A 25,864-nucleotide genomic window follows, 5' to 3' on the forward strand; every position below is an offset into this window, starting at 1 on the left:
TGTATGGGTCTCGAGCGCTGCAACAAGTTCAGTGTCGTCCCGGGCAAGCGCAGCGCGACCCGGGACCCATAACCACCGATGCTCGTTGTTGCATCGTGCTCGGGCCGTAGCTCGCTTCAACGACGAAGGCCCGTGGTTATGGGTCCCGGCCTTCGCCGGGACGACGATGCGGAGAGACTTGCGCGACGAACCTGACTGCGTGTGCAGCCCCGTGTCTTGCCGCGGCCCACAACGCCCTCACGCCACCAGCGCGATCTTCGGCACGGCGGCGAGCACCGACTGGTTGCGGCCGTTGGCCTTGGCGGCGTAGAGCGCCTTGTCGGCGGCTTCGATCAGGTCGGACCATTGCTGGCCGGCGAGCGGCCGCATGCTGGCGACGCCGATGCTCACCGTCGTGATCTGCTCGCCCTCGCACCATTGCTGGACCTTGCCGCGGATGGTCTCTGCCAGGTTGAAGGCCTCGAGCGCGGTCGTGTTGGGCAGCAGCACGGCGAATTCCTCGCCGCCGAAGCGCGCCGGGCAATCGCCGGCGCGGCGCACCGCATCCGAAATGCAGATCGCGATTCCCACCAGCACCTGATCGCCGGCCTGATGCCCATAGGTGTCATTATAGGCCTTGAAGTGATCGGCATCGATCATCAACAGCGCGACCGGCTGGCCGTACCGGCCGGCCCGGCGCCATTCGCGGTCGATCTCGGCATCGAACTTGCGCCGGTTCTTCAGGCCGGTGAGGGCGTCGGTGGTCGCGAGCTCCTCGAGCTTGTCCTCGGCGTCGGCGCGGCGGACGATCTCGCGGGCCAGCACCAGCGTCGCGCTGAGCACGAACAGCACCAGAACGGCCATGATCGTGCCGATCCGGATCGCCTCGGTGCGCCACAGATTGAAGACGGCTTCGAGCGGCTTGCCGACCACGACGTAAAGCGGCCCGCTGTTGCTGCTGCGCCTGACATAGAGCCGCGGCGTGTCGTCGACCGGGCCCTTGCCGGAGAACGCACCGCCCCCCTTCAGGTTCTCGGAACTCCAATCCAGCTGCTCGGCAAGGTTCTTGCCGATCACGTCGAGATCGAACGGCGTCCGCATGATGATGGTGCGGTCGTTGCGCAGCACCGTGATGGTGTCGCCCGGCGTGAGGTTCAGCCGCCCGAACAGATCGTGGAAATAACTGAAGCGGATCGAGCCGACCACGACGCCGAGAAAGCGGCCGTCGTCGCCGGTGATGCGCCGGCTCAACACGATGGCGTAGGCGCCGCGATGCAGCATCGGCTGACTGACATACAGCCCGGTGTCGGGATGGTCGCGCTGGATGGTGAAATACTCCTCGTCGCTGCGGTTCTCCGGCTGCGGATCGAGGCTCGCCGCGTCGATGGTCAGATTGCCCTTGGTGTCGAACACCTGGATCGCGCCGAAATGCTTTGCGGTCGCGGCGTGATCGAACAGGATCAGCTGGCGCAGTTCCCTGCTGACGCCGCGGACCTCCGGCACTTCCAGATTGCTGGCGACCGCGCGCAGCGACAGGTCGTAGAGCTCGATGTTGCGGCTGATGTCGGCCTCGATGCCTGACGCCAGATTCTCCAGGGTTCGGCGGGCCAGTTGCTCCTCGCCGCGGCGCATGTCGAACATCACGCCGGCGCAGACCGCGGAAAAGCCGAGGACGGTCGCAACGGATGCGGCGATCAGCAGCTTTGCCGATAGCCGCCAGCGCCGCCTTGCGTCGTTTCCCCGTTGAAATGGCACGTCCCGCTCCAAAGCGCTGTCATGCAACGGGAAATCTTGTTGTCGTCTTAAATGGCGACAGCGGCCGCCGAATGGGTTAACGGGTGGTTGCCGGACCCTGGCTTTTTGTCATCGAGGATGTTGTGAACGACTACGACGCGCTGCGCGACTATCTGAAAAAGCAGCATTTGCCCGAATTCGTGCTGACCTTCGACGAGATCGAGGCGATCATCGATGCGGCGCTGCCGCGCGCCGCGCACCGGGCGTCGTGGTGGGAAACCCTGCGCAGCCCGCAGGAGAAGATGCCGCAGCGCGAAGCCTGCCTCGACGCCGGCTACATCGCCACGCGTCAGGCCGACGGCAAGAGCGTCAGGTTCAAACGAATGCCCAACCGTCGTCCCGGCGAACGCCGGGACCCATAACCACAGGGCATTGTTGTTACGAAGGCAACTGGCCCCAGCGCGTCATGGATGGGGCGCGGCGTATGGGTCCCGGCTCAAGACCGGGACGACAAGTTAGCTTGCGGCTTCCAGCCGTTCCTCGGTGAGGAGGCGCGTGGCGGCGTCGGCGTCCATCGGCTCGCCGAAGGCAAAGCCCTGTGCGTATTCGCAGCCGAGCTGGTAGAGCTCGACGGCGTCCGAATCCGTCTCGGCGCCTTCCGCGACCACTTCCATGCCGAGATCGTGCGCCAGCGCGATGATCGATTTCAGGATCACCGGGCGGGTGCCGCGGCTCGTGGTGCGGACGAAGGACTGGTCGATCTTGATGGTGTCGAACGGGAAGCGCTGCAGATAGGACAGCGAGGAGTGGCCAGTGCCGAAATCGTCGAGCGACAGCCCGGTGCCGAGCTCGCGGATTCGCGCCAGCATCTGCGCGGCGTGCTCCGGGTTCTCCATGACAAGCGATTCCGTCAGCTCCAGCTTCAGCGTGCCGCGCGCCACCGAGGAGCGTGACAGCACGGTGCGGATATCGTGGATCAAATCGTGGCGCAGCAATTGCCGCGACGACACGTTGACCGAAGCGAAGATCGGCTCGCGCGCCCGCATCGCGCGCTGCCACACCGCGAGCTGGCGCGCGGTCTGGTCCATCACGAACATGCCGAGATCGACGATCAGGCCGGTCTCTTCGGCAACGTTGATGAATTCCGACGGCGACATCCGGCCGAGCTTGGGATGGTCCCAGCGCGCCAGCGCCTCGAAGCCGGCGATCGCGCGATCTTCCAGCCGCACGATCGGCTGGTAAAGGATCGTGAGCTCCTGGCGCTCGATGGCGCGGCGCAGGTCGCTCTCCAGGGTCAGGCGGTCGGTCTTCCGCGCCCGCATCGCCGGCTTGTAGACGTCGATGCGGTCGCCGCCGATCCGCTTGGAATGATACATCGCAAGCTCGGCGTCCTTGATGATCTCGTCGGTCAGCGGCGCCGCCGGATCGGACAGCGCAAGGCCGATCGACGCGGTCAGGAAGATCTCGCGGTCGTTGAACGCGATCGGGGCGCGGATGGTTTTGCGGATGGTCTCGGCGAAGTTGGTGATCCGCGCCGGGTCCTGCTCCGACAGCAGGATCAGGCCGAACTGATCGCCGGCCATGCGCGCCAGCGTGTCCTGCGGCTTGAGGATGCGGGTCAGACGGCGCGCCAGCGTCAGCAGGATGGAGTCGCCGACCGCGATGCCGACGGAATCGTTGACCTGCTTGAAGCGGTCGAGGTCGATCACCATCAAGGTCGGCCGCAGGTTCGGCATGGTTTTGGCGAGGTTCGCCACCGCGCCGAGGCGGTCCATGAACAGCCGGCGGTTCGGCAGGCCGGTCAGATTGTCGTGCACCGAGTCATGCAGCATCCGCTCTTCGGAGTTCTTGAACTCGGTGACGTCGGTCAAGGTGCCGACCACGCGCGAGACCTCGCCGTCGGAGCCGACCACGGGCCGCGCCTTCAGCGCGAACCACATGAAGTGGCCGTCGGGCGTGCGCAGCCGGAAATCCTGCACCAGGCGGCCGCGGCGCTGGTCGAGCACGCTGTCGAGCGCGGCGCGGAAGCGGTCCTGGTCGAGCGGGTGCAGCACCTCGAGCCACTTCGCCGCCGGGCCCTCCAGCGTGCCGCGCTTCAGGCCGAGCAGCGCCTCGGTCTCCGGGCTGGTGAACACCTTGTCGGCGGACACGTCCCAGTCCCAAATCAGATCGCCGGAGCCGGTCAGCGCCAATGCGCGGCGCTCGACATCGGAGACCACGCCGGTGGTGGCGCCGCCGCCGGCGAAGGCGTGCTGCATCACCGTGAAGCCGATCAGCATCACGATCAGCACCAAACCGCCGAGCAGCGCCGGACCGACGATGTCGTTGGTGACGGAGCCCGCGACCGTCATGCCGGCCGCGACCACCCAGACCACCAGCAGGAACCAGGTCGGGATCAACAGCACCGCGCGGTCGAAGCCGTGGGTCGACAGATAGACGATCAGCGCGAAGCCGGCGAAGGCGATCATCACCAGCGACATCCGCGCGATGCCGGAGGCGACCGCGGGATCGAACAGCGCCAGCGCAACCAGCGAGCCGAGGAAGACGAGCCAGCCGATCGTGATGTGCGAGTAGCGGACGTGCCATCGACTGAGATTGAGGTAGGCGAACAGGAACACCAGCAGCGTCGCCGCGAGGATTGCCTCGCCCGCCGCGCGCCAGACGCGCTCGGCGTTGTTCGACATGTCGAGCACCTTGCCCCAGAAGCCGAAGTCGACGCCGATATAGACCAGCACCGCCCAGGCCAGCGCCGCGGCGGCCGGGAACATGATGCTGCCCTTGACCACAAACAAAATCGTGAGCACGAGCGCGAGCAGGCCCGAGATGCCGATCACGATGCCTTGGTACAGCGTGAACGAGTTGACCTTGTCCTTGTAGGCGTCGGGTTCCCACAGATAGAGCTGCGGCAGCTTGTCGGTGCGCAGTTCCGCGACATAGGTGACGACGGCGCCGGGATCGAGCGTGATGCGGAACACGTCGGCTGTCGGGCTCTCCTGCCGCTCGGGACGATCACCGACCGATGGCGTGATGGTGGCGATGCGCGACAGGCCGAGGTCGGGCCACAACAGGCCTGATGACACGATGCGATAGTGCGGCGCGACGATCAGGCGGTCGAGCTGGTCGTCGGTGTTGTTGGCGAGCGCGAACACCACCCAGTTCTGGCCGCCTTCGCGGGCGCGAACTTCGATGCGGCGCACGATGCCGTCGGTTCCCGGTGCGGTGGAAACCTGGATGCGGTCGGTTTCGCTGCGCTGGTGGTCGAGAACCGCGGTGAGGTCGATCGCCGGCGCATCGCTGCGCACGCTGACCGCGTCGATCGCATACGCGTCAGGCGCAGCGGCAAACATCATGAGGCCCAGCGCCAGCAGCGCAAGGCACCTGATCAGACGCAATGTCAGTACTCCGCGATCGACAAACTGCCCGGGCCCGGCGACCGGCCCGGAGGTGGCGCGATAAATGACACGAAAGCGAAGGGAATCAAAGGGTTTCCGCCCCTGCTTCCGCTTCGAGAGTTAAACCGCCAACACAATTTTGCCAATATGTTCGCTGGTCTCCATGCGCCGGTGCGCATCGGCGGCCTTTTCCAGCGGGAATGTGCTGTCCATCAGCGGTTTGACGCGACCTTCGCGCAGCAACGGCAGCACCTTTGCCTCGATCGCCGCGACCATTGCCGCCTTGTCCGCATTACTACGGGGACGCAGGGTCGAGCCGGTGTGGTGCAGCCGTTTGACCATCAGCTTGGCGAAATTGGCCGTGGCCTTCGGTGTTCCCGACAGAAACGCGATCTGGACGATACGGCCCTCGACCGCCGCGGCGTCATAGTTCCGGTCGATATAGTCGCCGCCCACCATGTCGAGGATGACATCGGCGCCGTTGCCGCCGGTCGCCTTCTTCACCGCCTCGACGAAATCCTCGGTCTTGTAATTGACGGCGTGATCGGCGCCGAGCTTGAGGCAGGCGTCCGCCTTGTCCTGCGAGCCGACGGTGACGATCACCTTGGCGCCGAATGCCTTGGCAAGCTGGATCGCCATCGTGCCGATGCCCGACGAGCCGCCATGGATCAACAGCGTCTCGCCGGCCTGCAGCGCGCCGCGCTCGAACACGTTGTGCCACACCGTCATCAGCGTTTCCGGAATCGCGCCGGCTTCCTGCATCGACAGCGAGGGCGGCACGGTCATCGCCTGCGCGTCCTGCGCGATGCAATATTGCGCGTAGCCGCCGCCGGCGACGAGCGACATCACCTTGTCGCCGATCTTGTGCCTTGCGCCTTCGCCGAGCGCGACCACTTCGCCTGCGATCTCGAGGCCGGGCAGATCGCTCGCGCCGGGCGGCGGCGGATAGGAGCCGGAGCGCTGCGCGACGTCGGGGCGATTGACGCCGGCGGCCGCGACCTTGACCAGGATTTCGCCGGGACCCGGGACCGGCAGCGCGCGGGTCTCCGGCACCAGCACCTCCGGGCCACCGGGCTTGCTGATGGCAACGACGGTCATTTGCGCGGGCAGGTTTGGCATGGTTCGTCCCTGGTCAGTGAAGAGGATTGGCTTGTGGCATACCGCCTTTTCCAACGAAGCGAAACGTCATTAAGTCCCGAACCGCCTCGTCAGATGGTCGGCTTTTTCGGGGGTGATCTTCTCGACCAGCGGGCCGAGCCTTGCGACTGGTGTGTCTGCGCCCGCGCTCCGGCAGCGGAATGAGTGAGCCGCTGGGATCAGCGCGGCGCGGAAGCGTCAAATGTTGCGCGCACACGAAAGTCACTGCAAAATTCTCCTGCGCGCGGGTATTCACTTTCTCTCTGAACCCGAGGCGCCAGATCAGCATCGCCGGGAGGACACATGCCGATTGAGGATGAAGACCGGCCGCGGAAGAAGATCACCCACGAGATCGGACAGGAACTCTCGCTGCTGTCGGTCGAGGAATTGACTGAGCGCATCGCGCTGCTCACTGCCGAGGTCGATCGCCTGAAAGAGGCGATGACGAAGAAGCGCGCGTCGAAGGACGCAGCGAACGCGTTCTTCAAGTCGTAGCCAGCGATATCATCCGGGCTACGCAACTCCAAACCTCCCCTTGAAAAGGAGAGGTCGCTTTGCTCGCAGAGCAAAGCGGGTGGGGATGCGCTCTCCACTTGCAGCGTCGCCCGCGGCTGACCCCCATCCCGGCCTTCCCCCTTTTCAGGGGGAAGGAGCAGAAGCGCTGCCCGAGCTACGCGCTGGCGTGCACACGTATCTGTCCCAAACTAGGTCAATGGCCGACATGGCAAACAAAGCCTGAAGAAATCCGTTCATTTACGATCGGTTAAGCTTTCTCGATTATGACTGCATTGTCCTCGTTTGGACACCGAGTGGCTCCTGTCCACTCTGTTTGACGCCTCCCTGTTATCAACTTCAAAGCCGCCGGAAACGGCGGCTCTTTTTTGTGCGTCTTATCCGTTGGAAACCATAAATCCGGTTGCGGCTGGACTCTTCGGCGCGCCCGCGCAATGATTTGTTCATCATAAGCTGGCGCGTCAGATGCCAGCGGGCGTTACGATGGTGTGAGGGCGTTAACCATGGCGGATCGTTCCCAGAACGAAGCCGGGCTTGTGCTGTTCAGTGAACGGCTGACCAATTCTGCGGCATTTGGCGTGCTGTTCCGGGAAGGCATGGACCTGGTCGAGCAGACCGCCGCCTATCTCGACGGCGACGGCCGTGCCGAGGCCAAGGCGCTGGAACGCTCCGTCAGCCTGACCTATGCCACCGAGAGCATGCGCCTGACAACGCGGCTGATGCAGCTCGCGTCGTGGCTGCTATTGCATCGCGCGGTCAAGGAAGGCGAGATGACGCTGACCCAGGCCAATCGCGAGAAGACCAAGGTGAAGCTGTCGGCCGCCGATCCCGGCCCGGTCGACATGGTGACCAAGCTGCCGGAGCAATTGCAGCAGCTGATCGCCCGCTCGATGGATCTGCAGGCGCGCGTCCGCCGCCTCGACACCACGATCCATGCGCCGGCGCCGGATCGTTCGTCGATCGGCAACCCGCTGGTGCCGCAGCTCAACCGGCTCAAGGCTGCGTTCGAGCAGTGAGTTCAGCGTCGCTGTGACGCGCTTGAGTCTCGGAAGCCACAATAGTCAATGATCTGGTCGTAGCTGCCGAAGCAGTTACTGACGAGCGGTCGTTCATTCGTCTCCTGCAATTGATGGCGCTTGATAGACAGGACGAGCAGCAAAAGGAATTGGCGAGACCGAGTCCGCCATATTCACCTGGAGCAAACGGTTGGGAAAACGGTTCGATAGAAGCTTTCCTGGACGCTGCGGCAGCATGGGCCGAAGCCACATCACGGGCAACCGACCCCAGCACAGAAGCATCTGATGCTTGGCGTCGCGCAGCAAGGATTGTTGTTGCGGGTGCGTACTACGAGTGAATGCCTTTCAGCCGCTGCGGCGTGTGCTGATCGAACATCCGCCGCAGCCGTATCGCTGCCGCCTCCAGCTCCTCCGGTTCGAAGCCGCCGAAGCCGAGCATGAGGCCGGGCCGTGCTGCCGCCTCGTACATCGGTGAAATCGGCCGCACGACGATGCCGCCGGCAAGTGCTGCCTTCGCCAGTTGCACATCGTCGAAGCCCTGCGGCAGCCACAGCAACAGATGCATGCCCTGGTCGCTCGGCTGCAGCGTCACGTCATCAGGCATGTGACGCGTAAGGGATGCGATCAGTGTCGCGCGGCGCGCGGCGTAGACGCCGCGGATGCGCCTGATATGCGCTTCGAACAGTCCCTCGCGCATGTAGGCCGCCAGCACATGCTGGTCGGCGGTCGGCGAATGCCGGTCGAGCAGCGCCCGCGCGCCGGCGAAGGCGTCGATCAGCGGCAGCGGCGCCACGACGTAGCCGAGCCGCAGCGAAGGAAACAACACCTTGCTCAACGTGCCCAAATAAATCACGCGTGACGGCGCGAGTCCTTGCATCGACGGGAAGGGATGACCCGCATAGCGCAGCTCGCTGTCATAATCGTCCTCGACGATCCACGCATTGCTTCGCTGCGCCCACGCCACCAGCGCGTTGCGGCGGGCCATGCTTATCGGCATGCCCAGCGGATATTGATGCGAGGGCGTCACGAAAGCCGCGCGCGCATTCGGGCACGCGGCAATCGCCGCATCGATGTCGATGCCTTGTGCGTCGACCGGAACGCGCGTGGTAACGAGATCGAGGTCGTCGAGCACGGCCGTCATACCGGGATAGGCCGGATCCTCGGCCCACACCCGATCGCCCGCCGACAGCAGCACGCGGCCGGCGAGATAAAGGCCCTGCTGCGTGCCGGCCGTGATCACGACCTGCTCGGGCTCGCAATGCACCGCGCGGGATTTGCGCACATAGTCGGCGATCGCCTGCCGTAGCTCGATCAGGCCGCGCGGATCGCCGTAGCTTGCAGGTGCTGCCGCGCGCGATGCCCGCACGCGGTTGCCGAGGCGGCGCCAATTGTCATCAGGGGCGACGGCGCCTCCGGGGACCGCAATCGCAAACGGGACTTCGGGCATCGGCGTGAAGGCCGCCACAACCTTGGCAAGTCGCACCGCGCGCGGCGGCAACTCGATCGGCGCAGTCTTGTTCGGGCTGCGGCCAGCGGGTGGGCGGGGTGGCGGTGCTTGTTCTGCAAGCGGCGCGACGCGGGTGCCGGCGCCAACCTGCGACTCCAGATAGCCCTCGGCCTGCAATTGCTCGAAAGCTTCCGTGACCGTACCGCGCGCCACGCCGAGCGAGGTCGACAGCGCGCGCGTCGAGGGCAGATACTCGCCGGCCTTCAGCTCGCCGTTGGCGATGGCGGTCCGCAGGGCCCGCGCGATCTGACGTCCGACTTGTCCGGCGGCGCGGTCGACCGTCCGCAGCGAGGGGATGCTGATGGTGGCGCGCAGGCGGGGCATAGTGGACCAGTCATGATGGTCGAAAGTGGCTCTTACCATAGGCCACTTCAGCGCTATCGTGCGAGCAACAATTCGATGAGGCTTGCCAAGAGGTCCGCCATGTACCTGCCGCCGCATTTCAAGATGGATGAGCTCGGCCCGATCCACGCCGCGATGCGGGCCTCAAAGCTCGCGACACTGGTCACCGCGACCGCGGACGGGCAGATCGGAACGCCGCTGCCGCTGATCCTCAGTGAAAACGAGGGCGATTACGGCACGCTGTACGGTCACGTCGCGCGGCCCAATCCGCAGTGGAAGCTGCCTGCAGTCGGCGAGGCGATGGCGATCTTCACCGGGCCCGACGCCTATGTGACGCCGTCCTGGTATGTGACCAAGGCCGAACACGGCAAGGTGGTGCCGACCTGGAATTACCTCGCCGTCCACGCCTATGGCCCGACTGAATTCTTCGAGGATGCCGACCGTCTGCTCGAAATCGTGACCCGCTTGACCGAGTTGCATGAGAAGTCGCGCAAGGAAGCCTGGCAGGTCAGCGATGCGCCTGATGATTTCATCAAGACGCAGCTGCGCGGTATCGTCGGATTCCGGATGCCGATCACCCGGATCGACGCCAAGAAGAAGATGAGTCAGAACCGCAAGCTCGAGGATCGCGCCGGCGTCATCGCGGGCCTTGGCGCGAGCGACAATCCTGCCGACCGCGAGGTCGCGGCGATGATCTCGGCGAATTGACGAAAGCCGCCGATGGAACTGTACCTTGCCTTTGCGGTCACGACCGCAACCTTCGCGTTGATTCCCGGTCCGGCCATGCTCTACGCCGCGGCCCGCACCCTGGCGGGTGGCCGGCGCGCGGGGCTGATGGCCTCGCTCGGCCTGCATCTCGGCGGCTACGTCCATGTCATCGCCGCGGCCGCCGGCCTCGCGCTGCTGTTTCATGCGGTGCCGCCGCTATTCATGGCGATGAAGCTTGCCGGTGCGGCCTATCTGGTCTCGCTCGGGCTGTCGCTGTTTCGCGATCGCGACAGTGCAAAGCGCCCCGAGTTGGCGCCGCTCTCCGCGGAGCGCGCCTTCGCGCAAAGCATCATCGTCGAGGTGCTCAATCCGAAGACCGCGATCTTCTTCCTGGCGTTCCTGCCGCAGTTCGTCGATGCGTCGGCCAGCGTGCCGGTCTGGGCCCAGCTATTCCTGCTCGGCACCATCGTCAACCTGACGTTCTCGGCAGTCGACATCGTCTGCGTGTTTTTCGCCAGCGCCGTGATGGCAAGGCTGCAGCGCTCCCGCAGGTCACAGCGGATCATGCAACGGATCGGCGGCAGCATCCTGGTCGCGCTCGGCGCGCGGCTCGCGTTTCAGGATCGCTAGGGTCACCCAAATGCGCGGGTGATGACACCGCGCTGTTTGACGTCTTGAATTGCGACCCATCCTTATGGTCGTCCTGGCGAAAGCCAGGACCCATTACCCCAAATCTCAATTGCTGCGCGACACCGGGGCCATGATCCGGTCCATCGCTGAATGCGGTGGCTATGGGTCCCCCTTTTTTCGCAGGGACGACGCATGGAGAGAGCCGCGCGCTCGTCCGTGCGGCCGATCCGCAGCAGCCCAAAACGAAAACGCCCCCGAGACGGAGGCGTTTTGCGTGTGATCGCGAGGGCGATCCCGAAGCGGACCTTAGTCCTTCTTGAGGAAGCCCGAAAACTTCTTCTGGAAGCGCGAGACACGGCCGCCGCGGTCCATCAGCTGCTGGGTACCGCCGGTCCAGGCCGGGTGCGACTTGGGGTCGATGTCGAGGTTCAGCGTGTCGCCTTCCTTGCCCCAGGTGGAGCGGGTCAGGTACTCGGTGCCGTCGGTCATGACGACCTTAATCGTATGATAATTCGGATGAATATCGGCTTTCATGACAGTTCCTTCGGCGCGCCAACGCCCGTCTCAAGACATCTAGGTACGGCATTTGGGCGGCTCTATAACCCATGAAGCCCGCCAAAACAAGCCAAGAAAGGGGAGCTTAAGTCCATCACCGGATTGGGACTTTGCCGGATTTGCCAGCCGGGGGTCGGCGGGCCTATGTGGGGGTAATAGAACCGGTCCAGATAAATGAGCGTAGCCGAACACCTTGAGCCCCCTCGCGGCCCCGCCGAGCCGCCGCGTGATGCGTTGCTCGATGAGGAAGCCTTCATCGAGAGCCAGATCACGGAGCCGGCGAAGAGCCGTGCCCGCTTGCGGCCGCTGCTCGCGCTCGCGCCCTATGTGGCGCGCTACAAGGGACGGGCGATCCTCGCGCTCATCTCGCTGACGATCGCGGCGATCACCACGCTGATCGTGCCGGTCGCGGTGCGGCGGATGATCGACCTCGGCTTCACGCCCGAAGGCATCGCGATGATCAACAGCTATTTCAGCGTGATGCTCGCGGTCGTCGCGGTGCTCGCCTGTGCCAGCGCCTCGCGCTACTACCTCGTGATGACGATCGGTGAGCGGATCGTCGCCGATCTCAGGGCTGACGTGTTCGCACATCTGATCTCGCTGTCGCCCTCGTTCTTCGATTCCGCACGAAGCGGCGAATTGGTGTCGCGGCTCACCGCCGACACCACGCAGATCAAATCCGCGGTCGGCGCCTCGGTGTCGATCGCGCTGCGCAATGTGATGCTGTTCTTCGGCGCCGCCGCAATGATGGTGATCACGAGCCCGCGGCTCTCGGGCTTCGTGCTGCTCGCGATCCCGATGATCGTGATTCCGCTGGTCGCGTTCGGCCGCTGGGTGCGGCGGCTGTCGCGCAACGCCCAGGACACGCTAGCCGATGCCAGCGCCTATGCGAGCGAACTGGTCAATGCGATCCGCACCGTGCAGGCCTATACCGGCGAGCGGCTCGCCAGAACGCGCTTTGCCCGCGAGGTCGAGCAGGCCTATGAGGCCGCGCGCAGCTCGACCAAGGCGCGCGCGGTGCTGACGCTGATCGTGATCTTCATCGTGTTCGCCAGCGTCGTCGTGATCCTCTGGGTCGGCTCGCACGACGTGCTGATCGGCGCCATCAGTCCCGGCCGGCTCGGCCAGTTCATTCTCTACACGGCCTTCGCCGCGAGCGGCCTCGGCCAGCTCAGCGAGGTCTGGGGCGAGGTCTCGGCCGCATCGGGCGCCGCCGAACGACTGTTCGAGATCTTGCGCGTCAGGCCGCAGATCGCAGCTCCCGCGTCGCCGCGCGCACTGCCGCAGCCCGCGCGCGGCGATGTCGGCTTCGACAATGTCAGCTTCGCCTATCCGACCCGGCCCAACGCGCTGGCCGTCGACGGCGTGTCGCTGGAGGTGCGCTCCGGCGAGAAGGTCGCAATCGTCGGCCCGTCGGGCGCCGGCAAGAGCACGCTGTTCCACCTGCTGCTGCGCTTCTACGATCCGAAATCGGGCACCATCTCGCTCGACGGAGTGCCGATCCGGCAGGCCGATCCGGCCGACGTGCGCGCGCGGATCGCGCTGGTGCCGCAGGATTCCGTGGTGTTCGCCGCGAGCGCCCGCGACAACATCCGGTTCGGCCGGCCCGACGCCACCGACGCCGAGATCGAGCGCGCCGCCGATCTCGCCCATGCCACCGAATTCCTGCGCCGGCTGCCCGACGGCTTCGACGCCCAGCTCGGCGAGCGCGGCGTGACGCTGTCCGGCGGCCAGCGCCAGCGCATCGCGATCGCGCGCGCGATCCTGCGCGATGCGCCGCTGCTGCTGCTCGACGAGGCGACCTCGGCGCTCGACGCCGAGAGCGAGACGCTGGTGCAGACCGCGCTGGAGGAATTGATGCGCCATCGCACCACGCTTGTGATCGCGCATCGCCTGGCGACCGTGCTGTCCTGCGACCGCATCCTGGTGATGGACCAGGGCAGGATCGTCGAGCAGGGCACCCACGCCGAGCTGGTCGCCGCGGGCGGCCTCTATGCGCGGCTGGCGCGACTGCAGTTCGAGGGAATTTGAGCGAATTGGGACCCTGTGCGCTTCGCCTATGCGATTCCTATGCGATCGAGCGCGCGCTCCCCTCGAAAACCTATTCCCGCGCAAGGATAGTCGCGCCGCGCCTGACTTCCCTCGACGGCCGAAGGAGCGTCGGCGCGCGGGGTGTTCGACTGATGCGCGAGGACGCGACCAAACCAGAGAGCAGGCTGCTCTGTGCCTGGCAGCTTGCAGTGCTGCGCTTCGCAGTGACGCTCGACGACGACGATCGGATGCAGGCGCTCGGTTTGGCCGGCGAGGTCGACCGGCTGGGCGGCGCGGCCGATGACGCCTTCCACTTCTTCCGTCGGACGACCGCGGAGCTGTGCGCGGCGATCTCCGGTCGGGGCGCGGATCAAGATGCCGTCATCCGGCGATTCCTGGCACAAATCGACAATGTCAGGCTCAAGCGCGCGGTCGAAGCGGCGATCGCCAGGGACCGCACGCCGCCGAAACTCGTGGCGAGCCGCATGAAACCCGGCAACGATCTCTGGCGGGGGCTGCCGTCACGGCGTGCAACCGGAACGTAACAAGGGGCTCTCTGCAATCGCCGTCACGGCGCGGCGGATATTCCGCCACAGCATGTCGCCACAGCCCTGGCCGGGTTGCTGCGATGAGCGCGATGCGCTTCTCTGTGCTCGAAAGAGATCGGTCGGTGTCGGACAATGCGGGGAGTGGCGAGATGGGTGGTTTGGTGATCAGCGGCGGCCGGGTGGTGGATCCGGCCAGCGGGATGGATGCGATCGGCGACGTCGCCGTCGTCGACGGCAAGATCGCCGCGGTCGGCACCGGCCTCGGCGGCGCCGAGCGGCAGATCGACGCCACCGGCCTTGTGGTGGCGCCCGGCTTCATCGACCTGCACGCGCATGGCCAGACCATTCCGGCAGATCGCATGCAGGCATTCGACGGGGTGACGACATCGCTCGATCTCGAGGCCGGCGTGTTGCCGGTGGCATCCTGGTACGAGCGCCAGGCCGAGAAGGGGCGGGTGCTGAACTACGGCGCCGCCGCCAACTGGGCGTTCGCGCGGATCGGCGCGATGACCGGCTCGAATTCGGAAAGCTCGCTGGAATCATTCGGTGCAGCGATGCGCGATCGCCGCTGGATCGAGAACGTGGCGACCGAGGACGAGGTCGGCGGCATCCTCGCGCGCCTTGCCACCGGACTGAATGAGGGCGGCATCGGCATCGGTATTCTCAACGCCTATGCGCCGGGCGCCGGCGTGCAGGAACTGACCGCGGTGTGCCAGCTCGCCGCTGATCATGCGGTGCCGACCTTTACCCACGTCGCTTACATGTCCCGCATCGATCCCGAGAGCGCGGCCGAGGCCTATATCCGCCTGATCGGCTATGCCGGCGCAACCGGCGCGCACATGCACATCTGCCATTTCAACTCGTCGAGCAAGACGGACATCGAGCGCTGTGTTGCGCTGATCGCCAAGGCGCAGGCGCAGGGCCTGCCGATCACGGTAGAGGCCTATCCCTACGGCACCGGCTCGACCGTGCTGGCGGCGACCTTCTTCAGCGATCCCAAATTCGAGGAGCGCAACGGCCTCGGCTATGATTCGGTGCAGCGCGTGACCGACGGTCACCGCTTCGGCAGCCGCGAGGAACTGCTGGCGGCGCAGGCCGCGGAACCCTCGACGCTGGTGCTGTGGCATGTGCTCGATATCGAGAACAACGCGCATCATCGCGATCTGCTCGACATGGCGGTGCTGTATCCGGGCGGTGCGATCGCGTCCGACGCGATGCCGTGGACGCTATCGGACGGCCGCCCCTACACCGGCGACGCCTGGCCGCTGCCCGACGATGCCACCTCGCATCCGCGTTCGGCCGGCTGCTTCACCCGCTTCATCCGCGAATGGGTGCGCGAGCGCCGGAAGGTGTCGCTGCTCGAGGGCATCCGCAAATGCGCGCTGATCCCGGCCGAGATTCTGTCGGCGAGCACGCCGGCGATGCACGCCAAGGGCAGGTTGCAGGTCGGCGCCGACGCTGACGTCGTGGTGTTCGACTTCGAGACGCTCAGCGACCGCGCGACCTTCTCCGCGATGAACCGCCCGGCGGAAGGTGTGCGGCATCTCGTGGTCAGCGGCCAGCCGCTGATCAATGATGGCGTCCTCGACGTCGCGGCACGGCCCGGCCGGCCGGTGCGCCGGCCCGTCGCTGGGGGTTGACGTGCCGGTCCCGATCCTGCTGGTCGCGGGTTTTCTCGGGGCGGGCAAGACCACGGTCGTCAACCATCTGCTGGCGCATGCGCAAGGCCGCCGCATCGCCGCCGTGGTCAACGATTTCGGCGCGATCAATATCGACGCGGAACTGATCGCGGGCGCCAGCGACGGCGTGGTCAGCCTGAGCAATGGCTGCATCTGCTGCACGCTGGAGGGCGATCTGCTGCGCACCCTCGCAACCTTGCTGCGGCGTGATCCGCGTCCCGAACTCATCGTGATTGAGACCAGCGGGATTGCCGATCCCGCCGACATCGTGCGCAACCTGATGGATCCGGTGATCTGGAAGGAGGCGCCGCTCGAGACCGTGCTGTGCGTGGTCGACGCGACGCAGCCTTCGGCGATGCTGAACGATGTGCTGCTGCGTTCGCAACTACGGGCAGCGGATGTGGTGGCGCTGAGCAAGGTCGACTTGGCCGATGCAGCCGCGTGCGCCGCGATCCGCGACGCGGTACGGGCAGCGCGTCCGGCGGCCGTGGTCGTTGATGCCTTGCATGGCGAGGTGCCTGCAGCGCTGCTGTTTCCCGCGGACCTCGATCAGTTGCCGGCGCCGCGCGAGGCCGCGCCGCGACGGCCGGTATCGGACCGGTTCGAGACGCTGAGCTGGACCTCGGAGCGGCCGGTGCGGTTGCCGCGCTTGCAGCAGGCGATCGGCAGACTGGCGCCGAAGCTGGCGCGGGCGAAGGGATTGTTCGAGACGGTCGAGCAGCCCGGACGGCTGACGGTGTTTCAACTCGCCGGCGGACGCGCGACACTGGCTGCCGGCGGCGTGCCGGCACCCGGTGTGCCACGCACGCGAATCGTGTTCATCGCCGAGATGGGCGCTCTGTCGCGGGCCGAGATCGATGAGGTGATGCAGGGATGTGTCGGAGCAGGGTGATGCGAATTAGGTATTCCGTCATCCTGAGGAGCCGCGAAGCGGCGTCTCGAAGGATCGACGGCCACCAGCGTGGCCGTGCATCCTTCGAGGCTCGCTCCGCTCGCACCTCAGGATGACGGAATAGAGAATCCTCGCGTCGGCCGGCGCTGTCGCCGCGTCATCGCAGCAGCATCATCCCGCAACGCATGAGTGCGACAATCGCATCGAATTGACAGCCCATCCCGCACCACCTATCGTTTCTGTCGACGGTTCCCTTCGGGGATCAAAAGGGAATGCGGTGCGAGGGTAACCCCAATGCCGCAGCTGTCCCCGCAACTGTAAACGGCGAGCCTTTCGTCAATTTGCCACTGGGCCACTCCGCCCGGGAAGGCGTCGACAGGCGATGACCCGTGAGCCAGGAGACCTGCCGTCAGTCGTGGTCACACGCGAGCATATCGGGCGGGGGCGTCCTGGTGGGATCGGAGCACTGCCTTTGGGGCAATGCGCCAGTCCGCGTTCGCGGTGACGTGCCACGTTACCGCGAGTCCTTTCATGTCTCCGTCCTCTCCCGCTGCGCGCCGTTGGCGCCTCGGTCTCGTTTGCTCCCTGTCATCGCTGCTGCTGCCGGCTGAAGGTTCGGCACAAACATCTCCACCCACGACGCTCGATCCGATCGAGGTCGCACCCTCGACATCCACAAAGCCCAACCCCGCGGCGCGAAGCCGCAACTCGGCGACGTCGTCGCGGCCGCGCGCTGCGGCGTCAGGTGCATCGGGATCGGCATCGCCGACGCTCAACGCCACCACGCAGGGAGGTGCAGGCAGTCGTCTCAACCTGACGCCGCTGCAGACGCCGGCCAGCGTCGAGATCATCACGGCGCAAACCATCGCCGAACGCGGCCAGCACAATGTGCTCGATGCCGTCACCCAGAACGCGGCCGGGTTCATCGCAACGCCGGCGCCCGGCAATGGCGGCCTGTCGTTCAGCACCCGCGGCTTTGCCGGCAGCAACTCGGTGATGACGCTGTACGACGGCACGCGCTTCTATATCGGCTCCGGCACCCTGACATTCCCCTACGACACCTGGTCGACGCAACGCATCGAGGTGCTGCGCGGCCCGGCCTCGGTGCTGTACGGCGAAGGCGCGATCGGCGGCGTCGTCAACGTCGTTCCGAAGAAGCCGCAGGGCACGCCCTATAATGAGGCCGAGGTCTCGCTCGACAGCAACATGACGCGGCGGCTGTCGGTCGACAGCACTGGTCCGATCAATCCCAATGTGTCCTACCGCATCAACGCCACCGGCAACATGTCGGACGGCTGGGTCGATCGCGACAAGACCTCGAATGCAGTGGTCTCCGCCGCCGTGCGCGTGCAGGCATCGGACAATCTCGCCTTTACGCTCTCTGAAGCTTACGGCGACCGCAGCCCGTCGCGCTATTTCGGCACGCCGCTGATCAACGGCACGATCCAGGACGCGCTGCGCTTCAAGAACTACAACGCATTGGACGGCGCGATCCGCTATCAGGACGGCTGGACCCAGTTCAAGACCGAGTGGGACGTCGCCGACGGCATCAAGATCAACAACACGCTGTATTATCTGACCAGCGAGCGGCACTGGCGCGATATCGAAAACTACACCTGGAACCCGAAGACCCAGCTGATCGACCGCTCCAGCTACATCGAGATCTTCCACGACCAGAAGCAGCTCGGCAACCGGATGGATACGACCTTCAGCGGTCACGTCCTCGGGCTCGCGAACCAGTTCGTCGCCGGGTTCGACGTCAACCGGATCGACTTCACCCACACCAACAATTCGCCCTATGGCGGCGCGTCGTCGGTCAATCCTTACGTGTTCGATCCCGGATCGTTCTTCGCGACGACCACGGCGACGACGCCTGGCTTCAACGCGATCGTCAATCAATACGCGCTGTTCGCCGAAGATCGCCTGTCGCTGACCGATCAATTGTCGCTCGTCACCGGCGTCCGGTACGATCGTCCCGAGGTCGATCGCACGGACTACAAGACGCCGGCGAACAATTTTGAGACCACGCTGTCGGGCACCAGCAGGCGAACCGGGTTGGTGTACGAGCCGATCAAGAACCTCGCGTTCTACGGCCAGTATGCGGTCGGCGTCGATCCGGTCAGCAACTTGATCTCGCTGTCGACCTCACAGAAAACCTTCCAACTCGCGACCGGCAAGCAGACCGAAATCGGCGTCAAGCAGTCGTTCTGGGGCGGCCGCGGCGAGTGGACGCTGGCGGGGTACGAGATCGTCAAGACCGGCCTGACCATTCCCGATCCCAGCAATCCAACTGCCGGCCTGGCACTGCAGATCGGCCAACAATCATCCCGCGGGGTCGAAGGATCGATCGGGCTCGCGCTGAACGACGGCTGGCGCGTCGACGCCAATCTTGCGCTGCTGCGTGCCCGATACGACAACAACAGCCAGGTGGTCGGCGGCAAGGTCGTCAGCTACAACGGCAATGTCCCGGTCAACGTTCCGCAGCAGGTCTCGAACGTCTGGCTGACCTGGGACTTCGCGCCGAACTGGTCGGTCTATGGCGGCGTCCAGATCGTCGGCGCGATGTACTCCGATCTCGCCAACACCCAGCTGCGGCCGGGCTACAATGTGGTCAATGGCGGTATCAGGTGGAAGCCGGATGATCGCACCACGGTCGCGTTCCGCGTCTACAATCTATTCGACAAGGTCTACGCGGTGACCTCGAACGGGACGGGGCAGTGGCTGCTCGGTATGCCGCGCACCGCCGAATTGTCCGTCAACGTGAAGTTCTGACCATGCGCAACGCTCTGATCCGGCGAGCGCGTCGATGGCTTTATGTCGTCCATCGCTGGATCGGCATTGCGACGTGTCTCTTCTTCGCGATGTGGTTCATCTCCGGCCTCGTCATGATGTACGTGGCGTTTCCGCGTCTCACCGACAGCGAACGCCTGTCCGCGCTCCCCGTCATTCTCTGGAGCAAGGTGCAGGTCGCTCCTGATCGCGCCATGGCGATCGCGGGCGCGGAGCAGTATCCGCGCGATCTACGGCTCTCGATGATGGACGACGTTCCGGTCTATCGCGTAACTGGATGGAAGGGAGGCGCCGTCACCATCTCGGCGATCGACGGCAGCGTGATCGACGGAATCACGCCGGACCAGGCGCTTGCCATTGCGCGGCATCACCCGCGGGCCGCGCAGCCGCAACTGCTCGATACCGTGACGCGCGATCAATGGTCGGTCACCGCACGCTTCGATCCGTTGCGGCCGCTCTATTTGATCGGTCTCGGCGACGCTGACGGCACCGAGCTCTATGTCTCCTCGCGCAACGGCGAGATCGCGCTCGACACCACGCGACGCGAGCGCATCTGGAACTGGCTCGGCTCGATCCCGCACTGGATCTATCCGACCGTGTTGCGCAAGGATGGTCCGCTGTGGCGGGACGTGGTGCTGTGGATCTCTGGTGTGTGTCTGGTGGTCGCTGTCACCGGTTTCTGGATCGGCATTCTCCGCCTGCGGCTGACGCGCCGTTACGCCAGCGGTGCCGTCTCGCCCTATCGCGGCTGGATGGCCTGGCATCACATCGGAGGTCTCGTCGGCGGCATCTTCATCTTCACCTGGATGTTCAGCGGCTGGCTGTCGCTCAATCCCGGCGGCGCGTTCTCCGGCCGCGGCGTTATGCGCGCGATCGCGGCCGTATACAGCGGTCACGACACACCCGATATCGTTGCGGGCTTCCGGGCCGCACCATCCGCGCAGGCCGTGGAAGCGCGCTACGTCTGGATCGGCGGCCGCCCCCTGGTGATGCTCGACGACAGCAATGGCCGTCGAAGCCTTGCCGATCCCGTGACCGGCGCGCCCGTGGTGCTCTCGCGCGATGAGATCATCGCAGCCGCCCGGCGCGCAATGCCCGGAGCAGCGCTGATATCGGTGCGACAACTCGACGAGCCGGACGCCTATTGGTACACGCTGCACCATGAGCGTGAGCTTCCGGTGCTGCGGATCGTCTTCGATGATCCGGCGCACACTTGGCTGCACATCTCTCCGTTCAGCGCCGAGATCCTCGATCGCAGCGACGACAGCCGCCGGTCCTACCGCTGGTTGTTCAACGCGCTGCACAGTCTGGACTTCCCGCTGCTGCTGCGCATCTCGCCGGCGCGCGACGTCGTGGTCTGGCTGCTGTCGGCGGTCGGCACGATCGTTTCGATCAGCGGTATCGTGATCGGCTGGCGCCGACTCTCGCGGCGCAAGGTGCGGAGGGGACACGCGCCTCCCAGCTTGAAGCCGGCGCGGGGAGCTACTTGACCGTCAGACGCACATCCGGCGCCGGCCGGCTGGGGACCCATCCCAATGCAAACCGCTGGCCGGCGACGATCTCATACCTCGAGAGCTTTGAGGCAACCGCATCGCGGAATCGGAGATAGGCATCGCGCTGCCGCCCGCCGGTGCGGGCCGCCGCCAGATTGAGCCATTTGTAGGCCAGCACATAGTCGTTCGGAACGCCGTGGCCCTTGTCGTACATCAGGCCGAGCATGGCTTGCGCGAACGGATCGCCCTGCACCGCGCCGCGATAGTAGAGATCGGCGGCGGCGTCATAGGCCTGCGGGACGCCGAAGCCGTGCTCGTACATGAAGCCGAGCAGGCCGAGGGCCCTTGGGTTGTCGCGGTCGGCGGCCGGCGCGAGCTCCCGGGACGCCCTGACATAGTCGCCGCGATGGAAGGCGGCCGTTCCGCGCGCCACGTTGTCGGCGCTCGCGACGGACGCGGTCATGCCCCAAAGCGCGACCGCAAGCGAGGCGCAGAGGGCGGTCCGTTGCGTGAGCACGCGGCGCACCGTGCGGCCCGGCTCAGTGGTAGGCGGTGGTGATCGGCGCATTGGTCGATGTCGTTGCGATGTTGCCGCGCAATTTCGATCGCAGCTCCTCGGCCACGATCTGGGCGTCGGAACCGTTGCGGATGATCTGCGGGCGAATGAAGATGATCAGCTCGGTACGCTGGGTGCCGTTGCTCTGATGTCCGAAGGCATCACCGAGGCCGGGAATCTGGTCAAGCACGGGTAGCGCATTGCGGTTGCCGCTCTGCTGTTCGCTGATCAGGCCCGCCAGCAGCACGGTCTGGCCGTTGGCGACCGCGATCTGGCTCTTGACCCTCCGCTCCGACACCGTCGGGGTCAAGCTGTTCGCGCTGGTCTGCGGAACGTTGCTGATCTCCTGCTCGACATCGAGCCGCACGGTGCCGTTCACACTGACGCGCGGCGAGACCCGCAGGATAATGCCGGTGTTGCGATAGTCGATGGTGTTGACCACCGTGTTGCTCCCGGTCAGCACTGTCGCGCTGCCGGTCGACACCGGGACGACGTCACCGACCTGCAGCGTCGCGACCTGGTTGTTGATCACGACCAGCGATGGATTGGAGAGTACCTTGACGCTGGTGACGGCATGCAGCGCATCCAGGATGAGGCTCGGCTGCGTCTCGGATCCGATCAGGAAATTGAAGCCCGGGAAGGCGCGGTTAATGAAGGCGTTGGTGACCGAGCCGGCGACGGAGACGGCACCGGTGGTCGCGTCCGTGGTGGTCGCGGGCGCCGTGGTGGCTTGGGTGCCGAGGATCGAGCCGGTGTTCGGCTTCAGGCCGAGGTTCCGGCTGGTGAGATAGGTCTGCACGCCATAGGACAAAGTGTTGTTGAGCGTGACCTCGGCGATCGTCGCATCGATCGCGACCTGGAGCTGCGGCTCGTCGATCTGCTGCAGCGTCGCCTCGATGATGCGGTAGTTGGCTTGGTCGGCGTAGATCAGCAGATTGTTGTTCACGACATCGGGCGTGATCCGCACGTCCTGCATGACGGGCTGGCCGTTGCCTGAGCCCGAGGCAGCGCCGCGTCCGCTATCCAGCGCGGCGTTGTTGCCCTGGCCCTGATTGGGATTGTTCGCTTGCCCGCCGGCGCCAAATCCCTGGCCGAGGCCCTGGCCCGTTGCGCCTGTCCCTGACGTGCCGCGCGACGCAAAGCTGTTCGAGTTCGAGCCCGAGTTGCCATTCGCCGACAGACGATCAGCGACGCTTGATGTCGACGAGGTGCCGGAGCCGGGCGCGAGCTGGCTGTCGGCGCTGTCGAGCAGGTTGCCGGACGATCCGCCGAGGAACATGTCGGTCAGAACCCGCGCGATCTGGCGCGCATCACCGTATTTGACGCGGTAGACATGGACCGAGGTGCGCGCGGTGTCGTTGCGGTCGAGGCGCTTGATCCAGGTCGCCGCCGTGTGCAGCATGTCCGGCTTCTTGGTCACCACCAGCACCGCGTTGAGGCGTGCGATCGGCATGAACTTGATGACGTTCTGGCTGAGGCCGTTCTCGCCGGAATCGACGATCTTCTCCAACTCGGCGATGACGGGTGCGGGCGAGCCGCTCGAGATCGGGAAGATGCCGACCGATTGGCCGCGCATCCAGTCGACGTCGAAGCTGAGCACGGTGTCGACCGCGGTTCGGCGCTCGGCGCCGGTGCCCTGGATCAGAAGCAGATTGCGTGTCGTGTCGGCGCGGATCGAGCCCGCCCTGGTGGCGAAGCTGTCGGTCAGCTTCAGCAGGGTCTGGGCCGAGACATATTGCAGGGGAACCACCGAGATGCCGAATCCGGGTTCGGGATTGGCCGCAGCGGCATCGACGCGGCCGCCGCCGACGGCGTCGCCGAGCGGCGTCAGGCGGTAGCCCGCGGTATCTTTCAGCAACACCACGCCGCTCAGGCGAAGCGCGTTTTCGAGCACGAAGACCATGTCGGATTTCGGCACCGGTCGGACCGACACCAGGCTCACCGTGCCCTGTACCCGCGGGTCGATGGTGTATCCGACATGCAGGATGTCGCCGAGCACGACCTTGGCGACGGTCGCAACCGGCGTGCTCTCGAAATTCAGATCGAAGCCATTGCCGTTCGAGGCCGGCTGTGGCCGCGCGTCGGCGACGGCAGTCACTTCGCTTCCCTCGTACATCGCCGCGCGGACGCTGCCGCCCTGGCTGCCGCCCGTCGCCGCCAGCCCGGTCACCGGTTGCGGCTGGCGCGGCAAGAGATCGAGCCATCGCACCTTGTCGGTGACGTCGATCTGGGACGCGTCCACGCTTTCGCCGACCGTCGCGGAATTGCAGGACGCCAGCAACCCCAGTGACGTCAGGGCAAAAATGGCTGCCAGGCCGCCGCGGATCGTCGGGCAGCGGCCCACTGTGCCTACGCGTTGCATGAAGGCCCTTCGCTCTGACTAACTGAAATTTCGATGGCTTGCGACGATCGGTCCTACCCCGCTGGGACTCTTAGCGATCGAACATGACAGAAATAAATTGGTTACATGATCGGCGTTCGCGATCCGTCCATCGCATCACAACTGTGCAGCCGGCGCGCGGCCGTGTCCGCGATGCCACGTCAAGGTTTCTTGAGCGAGGCGAACGATGTGACTTCGCACAGCTGTCACACTTCGGATCGATAACCGCAGAATTGCCGGCAGCCGAACGCGACGGCGGATGGCACGGACTGATCCGGGATAGTGTGGCGGGATATTGAGAATGGCCAACGACCTGTCCATTCGGTTCGTGGACTATCTCCGTCAGAACAATCATTTGGCGCCGATCGACGGATCGCCTGAGCGGAGCGGGCAGGGCGCCGACGCCAGGCAACTGAAGCTGTGGGAGATCACCAGTCTCTCACCGAGCGAATTCGCCGACCAGGCCGCGCGCTTCTTTGCGCTCGGCCGCCTGACGCTTCAGGAGATGACCTCGGCCGAACCGCTGGTCGGGGCGTTCTCGCCGCGCTTCCTGCGTGAGACCATGGTCTATCCGTGCCGAACGGCCGATGGGAGCACCGTCCTCGCTGTCGTCGATCCGACCGACCAGGCGACGCTGCGGGCGGCGCAGATCGTGCTCGGCGCCGACATCGATGTGAAGGTGGCTTCGTCGGAAGACGTCGCCATCGCGCTGAACAACTCTTCCAGCGCCGAGGAGGCCGAGACCGCCGATACGGCGGCGACGCTGCCCCGCGAGGACGACATCGAGAGCCTGCGCGATCTCGCCAGCGGTGCGCCGGTGGTGCGCGCGGTCAACGATCTGATCGAGAAGGCCGTCGAGCTGCGCGCCAGCGACATCCATATCGAGCCGTTTTCCGCCGGCCTCATGGTGCGCTTGCGCATCGATGGCCTGTTGCGGCCGGTCGCGGCGCTGTCGGGGGTGTTGCCACAGGCGGTGGTCTCCCGCATCAAGATCATCGCCAACCTCAATATCGCCGAGCGTCGCTTGCCGCAGGACGGTGCGGCGCGGCTGCGGGTCGGGCGCACCGACATCGATATCCGCGTCGCGATCATGCCGATGCAACACGGCGAATCCGCCGTCATCCGCATCCTGCCCAAGGATCGCGGCCTGCTGATTGTCGAAAAGCTGGGATTCTCGGAGAATGACGAAGCCAAGCTGCGGCGGCTTCTGAAGCTGCCGTACGGTATGGTCGTGATCACGGGGCCGACCGGCAGTGGCAAGACCACGACGCTGGCGACGATCCTCTCGATCCTCAATGAGCCCAGCCGCAAGATTCTGACGATCGAGGATCCGGTCGAATACGAGATCCCCGGCGTCAACCAGTCCCAGGTCAAGCCGGCGATCGGCCTGACCTTCGCCACTGCGCTGCGGTCCTTCGTTCGTCAGGACCCTGATGTCATCATGGTCGGTGAAGTCAGAGACTCCGAGACCGCGCATGTCGCGGTGCATGCGGCGCTGACCGGGCATCTGGTGCTGACGACGCTGCACACCGAGACGGCGGCTGCCGCGGTGCCGCGCCTGCTCGACCTCGAGGTCGAAGGCTATCTGCTGCGTTCGGTGTTGCGCGGCGTGATCGCGCAGCGCCTTGTCCGGCAATTGTGCGAGCGCTGCAAGACGGCGCGGCCGCTGGCGACGGCCGATTTCACCGAGGATCCGCGGCTCGCCGCACTCGGGTTCCGGGAAGGGGAGATCATTCAGGAGCCATGCGGCTGCGAACGTTGCGGCGGGACCGGTTATCGCGGCCGTCTCGGCGTGTTCGAGCTGCTCGAACTATCCAACGAGCTGCGTGAACTGATCGGAGAGCGAACCGACGGAATGAAGATCGATACGATGGCGATCAAGGCGGGCATGACCACGATGCTCGATGACGGGGTCGCCAAATGCCGCGCCGGATTGACCTCGCCCGCCGAGATCCTCCGCGTGGCGACGGTGCGGTGACGCC

Annotated in this window: 19 protein-coding genes and 1 riboswitch; of the genes, 12 read left to right on the top strand and 7 right to left on the bottom strand. The window is 65.5% G+C overall.

The window, feature by feature from the left end; genetic code table 11:
• Positions 1–237: 237 nt before the first annotated feature.
• Entirely contained in the window at positions 238–1,734 is a 1,497-nt protein-coding gene (locus HAP47_RS05540) for a sensor domain-containing diguanylate cyclase (RefSeq protein ID WP_173639095.1), read from the bottom strand.
• Positions 1,735–1,856: 122 nt separating this feature from the next.
• Between HAP47_RS05540 and HAP47_RS05545 the strand changes: the two genes are divergently transcribed.
• A complete protein-coding gene (locus HAP47_RS05545) occupies positions 1,857–2,135 on the top strand; it encodes a DUF7662 domain-containing protein (RefSeq protein ID WP_173639094.1) in 279 nt (92 codons plus the stop codon).
• A gap of 93 nt (positions 2,136–2,228) precedes the next feature.
• Here the strand turns inward: HAP47_RS05545 and HAP47_RS05550 are convergent, their stop codons facing one another.
• Both HAP47_RS05550 and HAP47_RS05555 read right to left on the bottom strand, forming a co-directional pair.
• Positions 2,229–5,105 carry an EAL domain-containing protein gene (locus tag HAP47_RS05550; RefSeq protein WP_173639093.1) on the bottom strand — a complete coding sequence of 959 codons (2,877 nt, stop codon included), beginning with the start codon at positions 5,103–5,105 and terminating at the stop codon, positions 2,229–2,231.
• A gap of 120 nt (positions 5,106–5,225) precedes the next feature.
• Entirely contained in the window at positions 5,226–6,224 is a 999-nt protein-coding gene (locus HAP47_RS05555) for an NAD(P)H-quinone oxidoreductase (RefSeq protein ID WP_173639092.1), read from the bottom strand.
• Between the two features lie 321 nt (positions 6,225–6,545).
• Between HAP47_RS05555 and HAP47_RS05560 the strand changes: the two genes are divergently transcribed.
• Together HAP47_RS05560 and rcdA are read left to right on the top strand one after the other, a co-directional pair.
• Positions 6,546–6,737 carry a DUF1192 domain-containing protein gene (locus HAP47_RS05560; RefSeq protein ID WP_092123177.1) on the top strand — a complete coding sequence of 64 codons (192 nt, stop codon included), beginning with the start codon at positions 6,546–6,548 and terminating at the stop codon, positions 6,735–6,737.
• Between the two features lie 521 nt (positions 6,738–7,258).
• On the top strand, positions 7,259–7,771 hold the full coding sequence (rcdA, locus tag HAP47_RS05565; protein ID WP_092123179.1) for a protease adaptor protein RcdA: 513 nt from the start codon (positions 7,259–7,261) through the stop codon (positions 7,769–7,771).
• A 328-nt stretch (positions 7,772–8,099) separates the two neighbouring features.
• On the opposite strand, the gene pdxR is transcribed toward rcdA, so the two are convergent.
• A complete protein-coding gene (gene pdxR, locus HAP47_RS05570; RefSeq protein WP_173640645.1) occupies positions 8,100–9,602 on the bottom strand; it encodes a MocR-like pyridoxine biosynthesis transcription factor PdxR in 1,503 nt (500 codons plus the stop codon).
• A 99-nt stretch (positions 9,603–9,701) separates the two neighbouring features.
• Here pdxR and HAP47_RS05575 point away from each other — a divergent pair, with 99 nt between their 5' ends.
• Positions 9,702–10,328 carry an FMN-binding negative transcriptional regulator gene (locus HAP47_RS05575; RefSeq protein WP_173639091.1) on the top strand — a complete coding sequence of 209 codons (627 nt, stop codon included), beginning with the start codon at positions 9,702–9,704 and terminating at the stop codon, positions 10,326–10,328.
• A 12-nt stretch (positions 10,329–10,340) separates the two neighbouring features.
• Complete coding sequence (locus tag HAP47_RS05580) at positions 10,341–10,958, top strand: LysE family translocator (protein WP_173639090.1); 618 nt, start codon at positions 10,341–10,343, stop codon at positions 10,956–10,958.
• A 306-nt stretch (positions 10,959–11,264) separates the two neighbouring features.
• Here HAP47_RS05580 and rpmE read toward each other — a convergent pair whose 3' ends face one another.
• Positions 11,265–11,492, bottom strand: coding sequence for a 50S ribosomal protein L31 (rpmE, locus tag HAP47_RS05585; protein ID WP_016845230.1), 228 nt, complete (start codon positions 11,490–11,492; stop codon positions 11,265–11,267).
• Between the two features lie 195 nt (positions 11,493–11,687).
• On the opposite strand from rpmE, the gene HAP47_RS05590 reads away from it, so the two are divergent.
• The 6 genes from HAP47_RS05590 to HAP47_RS05615 all read left to right on the top strand — a co-directional run bounded on the left by HAP47_RS05590 (position 11,688) and on the right by HAP47_RS05615 (position 20,943).
• On the top strand, positions 11,688–13,544 hold the full coding sequence (locus tag HAP47_RS05590) for an ABC transporter ATP-binding protein/permease (RefSeq protein ID WP_173639089.1): 1,857 nt from the start codon (positions 11,688–11,690) through the stop codon (positions 13,542–13,544).
• Between the two features lie 152 nt (positions 13,545–13,696).
• Positions 13,697–14,089 (top strand): hypothetical protein, encoded by a 393-nt coding sequence (locus tag HAP47_RS05595; RefSeq protein WP_231168768.1) that lies wholly within the window; start codon positions 13,697–13,699, stop codon positions 14,087–14,089.
• A gap of 152 nt (positions 14,090–14,241) precedes the next feature.
• Positions 14,242–15,732: an amidohydrolase family protein gene (locus HAP47_RS05600; protein ID WP_231168769.1), complete on the top strand. Its 1,491-nt coding sequence runs from the start codon at positions 14,242–14,244 to the stop codon at positions 15,730–15,732.
• 1 nt (position 15,733) lies between these two features.
• The gene (locus HAP47_RS05605; protein WP_173639088.1) at positions 15,734–16,663 is read left to right on the top strand and encodes a CobW family GTP-binding protein; all 930 of its coding nucleotides are present in this window, start codon (positions 15,734–15,736) and stop codon (positions 16,661–16,663) included.
• 229 nt (positions 16,664–16,892) lie between these two features.
• Positions 16,893–17,088, top strand: a riboswitch (cobalamin riboswitch).
• 106 nt (positions 17,089–17,194) lie between these two features.
• Positions 17,195–19,435, top strand: coding sequence for a TonB-dependent receptor (locus HAP47_RS05610; RefSeq protein WP_173639087.1), 2,241 nt, complete (start codon positions 17,195–17,197; stop codon positions 19,433–19,435).
• A 2-nt stretch (positions 19,436–19,437) separates the two neighbouring features.
• Positions 19,438–20,943, top strand: coding sequence for a PepSY domain-containing protein (locus HAP47_RS05615; protein WP_173639086.1), 1,506 nt, complete (start codon positions 19,438–19,440; stop codon positions 20,941–20,943).
• Here HAP47_RS05615 and HAP47_RS05620 read toward each other — a convergent pair.
• On the bottom strand, positions 20,936–21,409 hold the full coding sequence (locus HAP47_RS05620; RefSeq protein ID WP_173640642.1) for a tetratricopeptide repeat protein: 474 nt from the start codon (positions 21,407–21,409) through the stop codon (positions 20,936–20,938). The genes HAP47_RS05615 and HAP47_RS05620 overlap by 8 nt on opposite strands.
• Before the next feature lie 76 nt (positions 21,410–21,485).
• On the bottom strand, positions 21,486–23,864 hold the full coding sequence (gene gspD / locus HAP47_RS05625) for a type II secretion system secretin GspD (RefSeq protein WP_173639085.1): 2,379 nt from the start codon (positions 23,862–23,864) through the stop codon (positions 21,486–21,488).
• A gap of 319 nt (positions 23,865–24,183) precedes the next feature.
• On the opposite strand from gspD, the gene HAP47_RS05630 reads away from it, so the two are divergent.
• A complete protein-coding gene (locus HAP47_RS05630; RefSeq protein ID WP_173639084.1) occupies positions 24,184–25,860 on the top strand; it encodes a GspE/PulE family protein in 1,677 nt (558 codons plus the stop codon).
• Positions 25,861–25,864 lie beyond the last annotated feature (4 nt).

Source organism: Bradyrhizobium sp. 41S5 (genome assembly GCF_011516665.3).
Classification (GTDB): Bacteria; Pseudomonadota; Alphaproteobacteria; order Rhizobiales; family Xanthobacteraceae; genus Bradyrhizobium; species Bradyrhizobium quebecense.